This is a genomic window from uncultured Nostoc sp. (genome assembly GCF_964247315.1).
Lineage (GTDB): Bacteria > Cyanobacteriota > Cyanobacteriia > Cyanobacteriales > Nostocaceae > Nostoc.
The window spans coordinates 1-12,750 of the sequence record NZ_CAXTTT010000167.1 but is presented as its reverse complement, the minus strand read 5'-3'; the positions used below and the strand labels follow the sequence as shown (position 1 = coordinate 12,750).

The window sequence follows — 12,750 nt, the reverse complement described above, 5'->3', positions numbered from 1 at the left end:
GCTAAGTTAAACTGTTAGTAATTAATTATACTCTCATGAGAGTAATAAAAGAGCGTTATTAATGGAGTTCGCTATACTGATCGCTGGAACATGGAGCAGTTGAAGGTGGCCATTACCACTGCAAGTCATTGATTTTTTCAGAAACCGATAAACATCTAAAAGGAACAAAAACATGATTGCTCAAGTGAACCTTGGCGGTAGTTTCACGCTCCCAGGCACCTCTTTTACTCTGAAGCGGATGGGCTATGGAGCGATGCAGCTTGCTGGATCGGGTGTTTGGGGGCCGCCGCGCGACGTGGATGCTGCCGTTGCCGTTCTGCGCGAAGCGATCGCACTCGGAATCAATCATATCGACACCAGCGACTTCTACGGGCCGCACATCACCAACCAAATCATTCGGCAGGCGCTGCACCCCTACCCCGAAAATCTGACGATTGTCACCAAGGTGGGCGCGGTGCGCGGCGCGGATGCATCGTGGAATCCAGCGCAGAGTCCGACCGAGCTTCGCCAAGCGGTGCACGACAACCTGAGCAACCTGGGCGTTGACGCGATCGATGTCGTCAACCTGCGCCGATGGGGGGACAAACCGAACGAGGGGTCGATCGCAGAGCAATTCACTGCACTCGCCGAGATGCAGCAGCAGGGGCTGATCCGGCACCTGGGACTTAGCAATGTGACGGCGGCGCAGATCGAGGAAGCGCGCGCGATCGCGCCTGTGGTCTGTGTGCAGAATCAGTATAACCTCGCCCACCGCGACGACGACGCGCTAGTGGGCGATCTGGCGCTTAAGGGCATCGCGTATGTGCCGTTCTTTCCGCTCGGCGGCTTCAACCCGCTTCAGTCATCGACGCTGGACGCGGTGGCGGCGTCAGTCGGAGCCACTAAGATGCAGGTCGCGCTGGCGTGGCTGTTGCAGCGCTCGCCGAACATCTTGCTGATTCCGGGTACATCGTCGGTTGAGCATCTGCACGACAACCTCAAAGCCGCAGATTTGCAACTTCCACCGCAAACGATCGCAGAGCTGGACGAGATCGCTACCACGAAAGGTTGAAACGAAACAATTTTTGCCCTTCAAGGGGCTGAAGTAATTACAGGAGAACCTACTCATGCAAAATACTCCCCAACAAATGAAAGCAATGGCTGTGGATGAGTTCGGCGGCCCAGACAAGTTGACTTTGCACACCTTACCCGTACCTACCGTGGACGCAGGCGAAGTTTTGATTCGCATCGAGATCGCTGGAGTTGGCATCTGGGACGCGATGGAGCGCGAAGGTAAGCTGATGTATAACGAAGTCCACTTTCCGCGTGTGCTGGGCGGCGAATGTGCCGGCACCATTGCTGGCGTCGGCGACGGCGTTGAGCGGTTTGCCGTCGGCGATCGCGTTTACGCACAGAGCTTCATGAATGACAAGGGCGGTAGCTATGCACAATACGTCGTTGTATCCGAAAAGACGGTCGCACCGGTGCTTGATGGTCTCGATATGCTGATGGCAGGCGGACTGCCCATTGCCGGTGCGACGGCGCTCAGCAATTTGCAGGCGCTGGGGACGATCAACGAAACTAAATTGATGCTGTGGGGCGCGAGCGGCGGTGTCGGTCACGTCGCGCTTCAACTGGCAAAACGCATGGGGGCGAGCGTTTTCGCGATCGCATCGGGTGCAGACGGCGTAGAATTAGCCAAGCAGTTGGGTGCCGACGAAGCGGTGGACGGACGCAGCAACGACGTTGCACAACGCGCCCGCGCCTTTGCACCTGACGGCTTCGATGCTGCGCTGGTGCTGGTGGGCGGCGACGAGATTCAATCCACGCTGAGTTTGGTGCGACAGGGTGGAATCATCACCTTTCCTAATGGCGTGATGCCCGAACCCAAAGCGCCCGACGGTGTGGAACTCAAGAAGGCAAATGGCTTCGCCGACCCGATGTTGTTCGACCAACTCAACCGATTAGTGAGCATCGGTGAGTTTCAAGTTCGCATCGCGCAGACGTTTTTGCTCGAAGAAGCCGCACAAGCGCAGTCAGCGATGAAAAAGCATTATCTAGGCAAAATCGTGTTGCGCGTGAGCGGCGAATAAGAGCCTGATCAATCACCCAATACGCTTGGGTTAAGGGTCAAACTTTTTTTCAAAGTCAATTTTTTTAACGAACCACTCCAGACGCAGAGGAAACAGAGAGAAGAAAAAAATGCTTAACCCAAGCGTATTGATCAATCACCCATCAATCAGCAAGCCCTAACATAGCCAAGGTTATTTGGTTCAACTGCCGCATTGTTGTAGCGTTTATCTGCGGTAGCAGGCATTGTAAGAGTGATAGGATGTCAAACATGCGCGAATTGTAGCTTTTGAGTTGTCGTTTGGGAAGACAACAACTCTACTACAAAGCGCCCTCTCTCTTCATACTCTTGTTTTGGCGAAGGTATTGCATTTGAAAGGGATTTAATTGGTGATTGATCAGTAAACCAAAAAGTTTTTGAGAGAAGAGCAATCGCTAGATGCAATGTAGCTTATGATACTTATAAATACAGAATATTCTGACTAGCAGACATAGTATAGATTATGATTACTTATGATTAGCTAGCCGAAAATAGTCAATATTAACCTGATGGAATATAGATGCTTTCAACGACTTGATATTTCCGCTGTAGGGCTTGAGATAAAAATGCTAACATTTGTTTTAATACAAAAAGTGTGCGATAAATTAATCGACTACCCTTCCTTTTTCGGCTGATTCTGAGCCCAAGTAAATTCACCCAAATATTAACAAGAAGAAAGGATATACCAACAAATAGTAATCTCCAGACTGGGTTTTTATTATTAGTTTTAATTCGACAAATTTTTTTCAGTCTCTAACTAGTTTCAATCCCAAATCTTTTTCGATAATCTTGATAGATGTAATCTAAATTTGTTTTTACCTTGTAAGCAACATAAACAAAGTATTGAACTCCACGCTGATTACGCTTTCCCTTTCGATATTTACAAATAATCCAGAAATCAAATGTAACTGAATCATCTTTATCCCTGGTTATTGTATAAGTAGTTTTATAACTTTTTGTGCCCTTTAAAAATTGCTTTATTCCTCCTTGCTTTGCCGTCTTAATAGCAGGCATAAGAAAAGGAATATCTAGTGCCTGCAACCATCGGATTACAGGAGTATTAAAAAAACCTCTATCTAAATAGAGTTTCTTCACATTTATTTTAAGAGAGTCGAGTTCTGCTAATAAATATGTAATCAGAGCAACACTAGTATCTAATTGGCGAACACCTCTAATTGCAAGGGTTACACGCTGATTTTTAGTAATCACATATCAAGTTGCATAGGCGTAAAATGAATGAGTACCAGCTTGAGCTTGACTTCGATATATGTATGCTGATTCCTCTGAAGTTGGCTTACCATAATAGCAAATTAAATTTAAATCAATCGCTATTTTTAAACAACCTTTTTTTAATCCTAAAGGAATTCGACTTTTTAATGCAAGATTAATTTGTGTCTCTAGTTATTCAAAATTATTAATCTTGTTGAGATGGTATCTAATATCATTGGCTGTAGGAACATTCTTTAATAGTTTAGCTGTGTTCTCAATACTATCTCCACTGCTGGCTGCCTTTATTAGAATCTCAAATAAAGTTTTTTGATCGCATACACCTTGAGTTTCAATAGAGAAATTTTCTATTAAACATTCAATAACTTGATCAAGGGTTTCTGAGTCTGTTAAAATCGGTTCTTTTGTAGACTCACTCCTCTTGGTTTTTTCTAAAGATGAAACAGTCAATTTTCTCAGCCAATATACGACATACTAGTTTGATCATTTCATATTTTGAAATCCTGCAAAACATGATAAATATTTCTTATAAAAGTAGTACTTAATAATACTTGCTTATACGTGTTTGTTGATGATGCCTGCGGTGTGCGTAGCGATCGCCTTTTTGGAAAAACTTTTTGGTTTACTGATAAGACCTCCTCTGATTAATGAATGCAGCCACTGACAAGCGATCGTCTGATTGCGTTTGATTTGCTAAAAAAGAAATCTGACTAACTGGCGGGAGAAGATTAGCTCTTGCTTCGTTATGCTGTTTAGCAGTTTTACTGCTGACCTTGGCTTAAAATGGCTGTCATCAGTCGCTCAACTTCCCAGGCATCGTCGTAACGATTTCCGTTGATAAACAAAGTTGATGTATAGGTGACACCACATAGCTTTCCACTGTACATATCTTGAGCCACTCGGTCAACATACTGATGTTCAGCGATCGCTCTTAGAAACTGATGTAGATCCAGCCTTAATTCGTTGGCGTACTCCAATAGACCTCTTGCAAAAATAAATTATGGTACAATGGAAAGTTTTAAAAATTTGCTTTCTATCTCTATCAGACATCTCAACGAGGTAACAAAAGTTCTCTGTATAGATTCTGATATGGATTTTTTATAAAAGCTTTAAGCATACCACAAAACTTTTCTATTTTAGCCAGACAGTGATGTATTTAGTTTTGGGGTAATGACGCTTGAGAAAAAATAGCGATCGCCTGAATCAATAGACCTCTTGCAAAAGTCCCTAACACCCCACCCCCAATCCCTAAGAGCTTGCAAGGAGGGGAGTGTTTGCGTCAGTAAATGCGGGGTGGGGTTGTTTATTTTTAATTTATGCAAGAGGTCTAATAGTGATGTATTTTTTTGCCCTAAACTATTAGTAACTATCTCAAAACCTCATCAATATGTTGCCAGAAAGTGTACAAGGATTTATTTCAAATCCTTGTAAAAACTGGATTGCAAATTTTCCGATAAGTCTATTTATCCTTCCTTTTTGAATGCTTGAGCCGCTAGGAAGGCTAATGCTAATGTACCAGCGATCGCACCCCACTGGAGAAGCGGATTTTTATCTAGCCAGTCAGAAACACTCGGTATAACTAAGTTACCAAAATCTCCGTTAACTCTTTCGTCTTCAGCAACAGGTTGGTAAAAATTATTTGGTGCATCTTCAGATTTCGGCTCAGAAGAACGTAGTAAATCGAAGCCGACGAGCAGTAACAGTGAATCTACTAATGATGGGGAGACGCGCTGTACCACATCTAATATTTTAGCTACATCCCCAACCAAGAAGTCACGAGTTGGATGTTCGGCTACATAGAGGATAGCATCAGCTACAAGTTTAGGCTCGTAGTAAGGTGGTATCCCGAAAGGCTTTACGCCTAATTTCGTCAGACCATTATTCCAGAAGGGGGTATTAATCACCCCTGGTTTCACACTCGTGACGCTGATCGGCCATTTTTCATGTTTCAACTCAAGGCGCATGGCTTCGATAAAGCCCTCTACCCCGTGCTTGGCTGCCGAGTAAGCACTTTGGTAGGGAAGCGATCGCCTACCTTCCATTGAAGAGACGTGGATCAGTGCCCCCCGTCCCTCACGCTTCAGATGGGGTAGGGCAGCCATTGCACCATATACTTGTCCCAGGAGATCGACATCAATGACATGCTTAAACTCTTCTGGTGTTGTATTGTCGAAAGTGGCAAAGATGCCGATAGCAGAGACATGTACCCATGTATCGAGCCGCCCGTAGACTTCCACTGTTTTATCTGCGATCGCCTTAACTTGCTCAAATACTTCCACATCAGCTACGCAATAAGTTGCCTCGCCGCCAAAGCTGCGAATCTCCTCGACTAAAGACTTTAGCTTCGACTCACCGCGAGCCGAAACTACCACTTTTGCTCCGCGTCTAGCAAACTCAAGAGCTGTGACACGTCCGATACCACTGGAGGCTCCAACGACCGAAACGACCTGCTGATTGATTGGCTTTAATTGCATAAATTAAAAGAAATTAGTGGATTGGGAATTGGCTTCGACAGCGTTATAGACTTTAGCTTCACTAGTTAATCATTCTGTTCTTTAAGTAGCCATTGATACAAAAAATATTCTTTATTAACTATACATATATTATGTTAATTATTATTACGGTTACAGTTCTCTGTCTATTGGGGAATCTGAAAGCGCCACAGGAAGTATATGTAAGTATTTTCTAGACTTTTAAGACTTTTGACTAATAAACATCAGGAACTGGATCAACAAATCTTACAAAATTTTATTAAATCTATTTAAGGGAGCCATTGTAATCCCTTATTCTGTAATTTCTGCTCGATATGCTGCATTTCCTGGATAGTTTCTCCGGTAACGATCGCATAAATTTCCGTGTAGATTTTTCCGTATTTGACCTTTTCTAAAGCCGACAGAACGATCAAGTTTTTGCGATCTAGTTCTGGTTTTAAGGTCACTAAAATTGAATCTAACGTTCCTTCCATACGGTAGTCACTGGAATATTTAGCAACTTCCTTTCCCAGTCCCAGTAGGGTATGGCGCTGCAAGCACAACGGAGTCGATCCATTAACTCGGAAATTGGCATCGATTGCATAAAATTGTCCGTCTTGGTCTTCTAACACATCGAAGCCAATCACGCCAAAATAACCCTGTTTGTGAGCATACTGACCAATGGCAGCAATCATCTCAAAGAACTTGCTCATGTCAGTGTTGCGGTAATCAATCAGTCCCCCTAAATAGTTACCTTCTGGAGTTACGAGTTGCCTGGTAGTGCCGATGAGGGTTATGTCTCCCGCCTTGTTGACATAAAACTGTACGCAGTAATTCTGTACCTCATTCTTGATGAACTCCGAGACAATAATTCTATCGAGCAACTTAATATTCAGATATTTATTGATTTCTTCAAGACAGTAGGTCAGATCGCTGAGGCTTTTGATGATATAAGTGCCTTCTCCTGAGAGTCCGTGGGACGTTTTAATTAAGTAGGGAAATTGTGGTAACTGAATGTCTTCTAGACTACAGGTGTGCAAATTGTAGCTCTCGTATTTTGGACATTGCACCCCCAATTCGGCTAGCGTTACTTTGCTGAGTAAGCGGTAATGGGTGTCTGAATCAACAGCGTGTTTTTCTTTTTTGAGGCGATCAAAGGGAAATAGAGTGATAAGTTTGTCAAAGCGATCACTGTGGCTGAGATCATCCAGATAAGTCAAGCGATCCATCATCAACCTATTAGAGTAGCTGAAGCCGAAATGCTCTTGCCAGTATGCAAGCAGCGACTTTGGCGGCGGATTAATCGCAATTCCGGGAATGCGATCGCCTAATACAGCTAAAATTTTCCAAGGTTCCTTTTGGCAAATCTTGTCAAAGGAGGTTTTGGTGGCTTCACTACTGCCATCTTGAATAAAATATTTTTCCAGGTTGGGATAAGCAGCCCAACTGGCAGTTGCAGGGTAATTTAGGATAAACCCATAAGATGCATCTGTGATATCTTGAGCAAATAAATCAGAAAGAGAACTCCCTTGAAAGTATTGAAAGTTATATTTTGAGTTCATTTAGCCCTCCCAGAAACCGCATACTTAAACAATTGGACAGATACATCTTCTGTCTGCACTTCTACCACCAGCACCCTGTCTTGGTCAGAGACAATTTCTTTAGTAATTGCAGCTAAGGCTTGGGCAAATTTCGGCAAAATCAATCTATCTTTTGGTCGGTTTTGTTTGTAAAACCGTTGTAATTGTTTGATTTTACTAAATTTTATACTCTGAAGATTGCTATACTTTTTTTGCATAAAGCTAATATTTGAGAAATTACTCTTTATTTATATATCTTACTTGTATTTTAATTAACTCTATCAAACGAAATAAATAATTAAATTAGTTTATTTATTATTTTAAAATAACATTAGTCTGAAATGATTGTTCATCTGATAAAGCAATATGCATGAAGGTGTAAATGTGTAAATCTTGCTGTAGCTAAAAGCTAATCTTAGCTATAGGTAATGCACCAACTAGTTCATCCTCTAAATAAATGCGATCGCAATCTACTTCCAAAACTGTCAAATTGAGGCAATGGCAATCTAGACCGATAATTGCTCATCTACATGCCATTACCTTATATATTCGTTTTAACTATACGTGACAAAGAGCGGTATAGAATCTTTCCCCTCTTTTGCCAATTGAGCAACTTGTTTTTCAAATTCCTGAAAACGATCGGGTGTCAATACAATACATCCCATTGAACCAGGAACATTAGCATCTTTATGAATGCCAAAATCGCCTCTAACACCTCCTTTATCAGTTTTGACTTCAAATGGGGCAATTTCGTAAAAGTTGCCTTCTACACCTTTTTTCTCTTTCATTGAAATAGGTTTAGTATCAACAGTCCAAAATTTTAATCCTGGGACTCTGTACTCAGGTGGTATCATACCTCCTTTCTGATGAAAGCTTTCTGCAGATTGCTTTTCAGCGGTAGCTGATGTAGCTACCCAAACTTGTAACGTACCTTTTTCAATATGACGTAAACACAAGCGACCCTCTTCTAAGCCTGGATCTCTATCGAAGTTCAAGGAAAAAGTTAAGAAGTGCATTTTTAGTAGGTTTACTTGAAATATACATAGATTCATCAGGTGTAAGTTGAAAATTTATGCAAGCCCATATAAAGTTTAGATTTATTAACTACATATTATTGAAATACACAGTTTGCTGTTTAAACACTGTTTTCACAACTTAACAATAAAACTATCCCGCAGATGAAAGTCAGCTTCCTCACCTCTATGAGTTAAAGCCCAGTAACTCACATTACCATCTATATTTTTGATAACAGTAGTAATGCCAACTTCAATAGCTTGTTCTGCCGAGACGATTTTATCCAAATCAACATCTAACGCAAGTGCTAAACCGTCGGCTTGATTCTGAATGCTAAACGGTAGTTTTTCAAAAGCTGTTTCCTCTTGCATCCCTTGACGATAGCCATCAAAGCGATAGATATTCCAGTGTCCGGCGGGAGAGAGGTTGAATTCCCAATACCGTTGAGAATCTTTGATGCCAAGGAAGAACTCAAAGCAAGTGTCTTTCCACAATTCGTACTTGCGTGATGGTGCATTTGATGGTGGAGCGATACCTTCGGTAGGCTTTGCCAACGCAATTTCTTTTAAGTTACCTCCAAGGTTGTAGCAGATGGTAAGTTGATTAGCATTTCGAGAGATATTGCCTGTAATTTTCAAATTAGTAAAGGACTCGTTAGAAGGGAAAGGTTGCAGGGAAAATATCTGGTTGCTCATTTCATATCTTGGATAATTTTGCGAATCTGCGTTTCTTGAGATTCGATACTTTCGGTAAGCTTAAACTGGACGATCGCTCTTGCCAAGTTATGTTCTGGGTGCTTAACTTTGAAGTAAACATTCCCTGCTAAATAATCAGCAAAGAATCTGAGTCCTAGTTCAAAAGTAATTAGACGAATGGCATCATATATATATGCATAATCATTCTCGGTCAAAAATGCCTTAGCCACAGCGAGATAACCCTGGAGGATTTCCTGACACAAATCGGTATCGAAATAAATACTTTCCCAATTCTCGGTTTCTTCGCCAGCCGGATTACAACCCGATCGCAGGCAATCACCAATATCGTAATGTACCAAACCGGGTTTCACGGTGTCCAGGTCGATGACGCTGACGGCTTGCTGGGTAACAATGTCAAACATCACGTTATTAATTTTTGGATCGCCGTGCATCAGACGTAAAGGTAGCTTGCCTTCAGCTTTAGCATTTTCTAAGATATGTGCAAAGGCTTGGCGATCGCTAACAAACTGTAAGCAATAATTAACATCAGAAGATTGACGCACACTAGTTTTCGGCAAAACTTCCTGATAATGCTGGAGATAAAACGGGGTAATATGGAACCCTTCGAGGGTGTCAGCAAGTTTTTCTGCTGGCAAATCGCTGATCAGATTGTGGAACATTCCCAAGGCATAACCGATTTCTTTTGCGTGGGAGCGATCGCCTATACTATCAAAAGACTGGGAGCCTTGAATAAAGCTGATTGCCCGCCAAAATGAACCATCTGCATCTCTCCAGTGGTCTTGAGCGTTTTTGGTCAACAGTACGCTTGGCACTTCCCAACGACGATTAAGGGGTGTATCCTGTAACCTTTTTTGAACGTGTTCAGTTAAGGTACGCATATTCTGCATAATCAGTTGTGGCTGACGAAATACCTGTGTGTTAATGCGTTGCAGGACAAAATGTTGTTCCTTTGAGGAATCTAGAGTTGCTAAAAAAGTGTCGTTTATATTACCACTGCCAAATGCTTTAACGCTTGTAACCTTCCCCAGTTGGGCGAATTGGTTAGCGATCGCCACCAGATTTCGGGTATCCTGTGTATTGAATTCTTTTATCATCTGTTTGACCTGTACTACTCCTCACGTACATTGCACGAAAGCAATAGGGGATATCGTAGCGCAAGTGTTAAGATAATTTGTAATTCGTAATTCGTAATTCGTAATTCGTAATTCGTAATTGATTAGCGAAATGTCAATTAGGAATTTTTAAAAGTACTACAGCAATCCTGAATCCATTCGTGAAAAACAAGATTCCCAACTTTTCAAAAAGGTCGGGAATCTGCGGGTTGCAATTCTCATCAACCCCGTGCTAATTCAACAGTTAGGAAATCTCATCGCTATCAACCCACTCGTCATAAGATGAGTCATAACCAACGTAGTGAAGATAGTATTGCTGTCCTTGGATTTGCTCAATCGTTGCGGAATACCAAGCCTCTTGGTCATCATCCCAACATTTTACCTTTTGACCTACTGCATATCCATTTTCATCAGTGGAGCGAAGATCGCGAGTCCGAATGTCATCTTCGCCTACCCACTGGTCATAAGATGAACCGTAACCAAGGTAATGAACAAAGAACTGGTCATCTTGGATTTTCTCAATAGTTCCCTGATACCAATCTTCGTCATCATTATCCCAGATTTCTACTGTTTTGCTTACTTCATACTGATTCTTATCTGATTTAACAGCAGATGAGACATCTTGAATCGGCTTTGGTTGCTCTTGCTTGATTTCCTCTTTTACTAAAGTGTATGCTTGCAAAATCAAACCGCGAGTGACAGTTTGAATTCCCGTATGCTCGTAGTAATTGGTAGTTTGATCTAGGAATGCTGCAACTAAATCTAAATTATCATCAGCAATCTGAATAAAATTACCCAAGTTACTAGAAATTGATTGCGGGGTTATGCCTGTCTTGGATACTAAATTATTCATCCAGCCTTGCACGGAGTTGAAACCCTGATTGATAAAACCAACTTTATCATCAGGATTATTGCCTGGAAGAAAGTTATTAACGGCTAAGAAAACCGGATTTTGAGTTATTGCACCAGCATCAGTGCCACTAATAACTCCGTGAATTTTGCCAAGAAAGTCAGGGCCCAAGGGCAGAATTCCATCTAGACAAACTAGAGCTACCATCCGCATTAGGGATGCATTTTGATAGTTGTTAGTCAGGGAATTAGCAAACTCTTGAGGATTAGGTTGAGGAATACCATTTAGTTTACAAAAGGCGATGATTTCAACGGCGATTTTTAGTGCCAAGTCAATAGATTGAGTGACATCAGCTTTAGGAGTAATTTTGCCTAAAAAAGAAAGAAAGCCGATTTTCTCACTAACTTTATTCGCTAAAGCTGCCGCTGCCATAGCTGTATCTGCTTTATCAATTGTTTGATAAAGTTTGATTGCAAACTGGTAGCCTAGTTGAGGATCTTCGTATAGGGTAACGGCGCGATCGCGAATTTTCTGAATTATCTTAGCATCGGTTTCTCCAGTAATGGCGCGGATATTATTGTCAAACCCCGTCAAATTGCTCCATTCACCTGGTGCTACATAATCAAGAGCCTTTAAAACTTTGACAGTGATATTGTCAGTCGGTAATTCGTCAACCAACTGAATAATTGATTTATCCATCAGCCGATCCTTAAAACTCATAATATCGTGACAACACGGTTCAGATCAGCCCAGATAGTCAACGCTGGGGGAATTGCTGAAGCGTATTTATAGAGTTCCCCAACTTGACCAAAAAATAACAATGTTAGTAACAGGCGCTACATTTAAAGATATTGCACAGGCGATCGCATCCCAAGTGCCAAGCTGAATCAACAGCTTGAGTCTGCGAGGAATGCGATCGCGTTTAATCGCACCTACTCACTTCGGCAAAACGACGCTTTGACGCACAGTACGCTTGCGATTGCTTTTACGAATACCTCCAGCCATCTGATACTCATGGCTATTATTACCATATTTATAAGCAATACCACGCAAAATTTTCTCAGAATAGTCTGCCAAATCTTGTTCATTTTCAACGATTTGGGTTAGTAAAACATCAATAGTAGAGAGGGTGGTATTGTATGCTTCTAGAGATTGCCGGAGGCTTTCAATTTTTTCAGTATAATCTTTGACTGTTAAACTCTCTCCGACATCGAGAGTTGGACTAATAGATTTAATGCTTGCTAGACGTAGTTCAGCTTTGCCCAGAGTACGTGAATTGCGTTTTGACCTTGCCATAATTAATACTCGCCTTCTAAATTACTGATAACTCTATAGTGGACAACTGTTGAAAAAATTGTCATACGTGAAATTGTTGATTTTTCTGAAAAAGCCTAAAATTTAAGTCCCTTACAACACTTTTTGCCAATTGAAACCATATTTATTGTTGGGGGACAGTAGTGCTGTACCTCAAAAACGTCTTCTATTTAAGGGAAGATGCTTTAACACAAGTCTGTTTCTGATAACGTGAAGGCGGAAGCTGCTACAGACTGCGCAAAACACGGAAACGTGAAGGCGGAAGCTGCTACAGACTGCGCGTAACACGGAAACGTCAAGGCGGAAGTTCCTACAGGGAAGACGGAAGCTGCTACAGACTGCGCGAAACACGGAAACGTCAAGGCGGAAGTTCCTAC

The 12,750-nt window shown here is 42.1% G+C and carries 13 protein-coding genes; 2 read left to right on the top strand and 11 right to left on the bottom strand.

Annotated elements, in window-relative coordinates; all coding sequences use genetic code 11:
* Positions 1 to 172 precede the first annotated feature (172 nt).
* Both ACFE93_RS31485 and ACFE93_RS31480 read left to right on the top strand, forming a co-directional pair.
* Positions 173 to 1,051: an aldo/keto reductase family oxidoreductase gene (locus tag ACFE93_RS31485; RefSeq protein ID WP_375479556.1), complete on the top strand. Its 879-nt coding sequence runs from the start codon at positions 173 to 175 to the stop codon at positions 1,049 to 1,051.
* 55 nt (positions 1,052 to 1,106) lie between these two features.
* Entirely contained in the window at positions 1,107 to 2,072 is a 966-nt protein-coding gene (locus ACFE93_RS31480) for a zinc-binding alcohol dehydrogenase family protein (protein ID WP_375479554.1), read from the top strand.
* Between the two features lie 770 nt (positions 2,073 to 2,842).
* On the opposite strand, the gene ACFE93_RS31475 is transcribed toward ACFE93_RS31480, so the two are convergent.
* The 11 genes from ACFE93_RS31475 to ACFE93_RS31425 form a co-directional block, all read right to left on the bottom strand.
* Positions 2,843 to 3,298, bottom strand: a complete 456-nt coding sequence (locus tag ACFE93_RS31475) for a transposase (protein WP_375479552.1) — start codon at positions 3,296 to 3,298, stop codon at positions 2,843 to 2,845.
* A 192-nt stretch (positions 3,299 to 3,490) separates the two neighbouring features.
* Positions 3,491 to 3,766: a hypothetical protein gene (locus ACFE93_RS31470; protein ID WP_375479550.1), complete on the bottom strand. Its 276-nt coding sequence runs from the start codon at positions 3,764 to 3,766 to the stop codon at positions 3,491 to 3,493.
* A 311-nt stretch (positions 3,767 to 4,077) separates the two neighbouring features.
* A complete protein-coding gene (locus tag ACFE93_RS31465; RefSeq protein WP_375479548.1) occupies positions 4,078 to 4,293 on the bottom strand; it encodes a DsbA family protein in 216 nt (71 codons plus the stop codon).
* Positions 4,294 to 4,779: 486 nt separating this feature from the next.
* Positions 4,780 to 5,790, bottom strand: coding sequence for an SDR family oxidoreductase (locus tag ACFE93_RS31460; RefSeq protein WP_375479546.1), 1,011 nt, complete (start codon positions 5,788 to 5,790; stop codon positions 4,780 to 4,782).
* Between the two features lie 287 nt (positions 5,791 to 6,077).
* On the bottom strand, positions 6,078 to 7,349 hold the full coding sequence (locus ACFE93_RS31455) for an ATP-grasp domain-containing protein (protein WP_375479544.1): 1,272 nt from the start codon (positions 7,347 to 7,349) through the stop codon (positions 6,078 to 6,080).
* A complete protein-coding gene (locus tag ACFE93_RS31450) occupies positions 7,346 to 7,585 on the bottom strand; it encodes a hypothetical protein (protein ID WP_375479542.1) in 240 nt (79 codons plus the stop codon). Before ACFE93_RS31450 ends, ACFE93_RS31455 begins: the two co-directional genes overlap by 4 nt.
* A 336-nt stretch (positions 7,586 to 7,921) precedes the next feature.
* Positions 7,922 to 8,362 (bottom strand): hypothetical protein, encoded by a 441-nt coding sequence (locus ACFE93_RS31445; protein ID WP_375479540.1) that lies wholly within the window; start codon positions 8,360 to 8,362, stop codon positions 7,922 to 7,924.
* A 153-nt stretch (positions 8,363 to 8,515) separates the two neighbouring features.
* Entirely contained in the window at positions 8,516 to 9,076 is a 561-nt protein-coding gene (locus ACFE93_RS31440; protein ID WP_375479538.1) for a DOMON-like domain-containing protein, read from the bottom strand.
* Positions 9,073 to 10,191, bottom strand: a complete 1,119-nt coding sequence (locus ACFE93_RS31435) for a phosphotransferase enzyme family protein (protein WP_375479536.1) — start codon at positions 10,189 to 10,191, stop codon at positions 9,073 to 9,075. The genes ACFE93_RS31440 and ACFE93_RS31435 overlap by 4 nt, the downstream gene beginning before the upstream one ends.
* Before the next feature lie 262 nt (positions 10,192 to 10,453).
* Positions 10,454 to 11,758, bottom strand: a complete 1,305-nt coding sequence (locus tag ACFE93_RS31430; RefSeq protein WP_375479534.1) for a Tudor-knot domain-containing protein — start codon at positions 11,756 to 11,758, stop codon at positions 10,454 to 10,456.
* Positions 11,759 to 11,995: 237 nt separating this feature from the next.
* Entirely contained in the window at positions 11,996 to 12,355 is a 360-nt protein-coding gene (locus tag ACFE93_RS31425) for a hypothetical protein (RefSeq protein WP_375479532.1), read from the bottom strand.
* Positions 12,356 to 12,750: the final 395 nt, after the last annotated feature.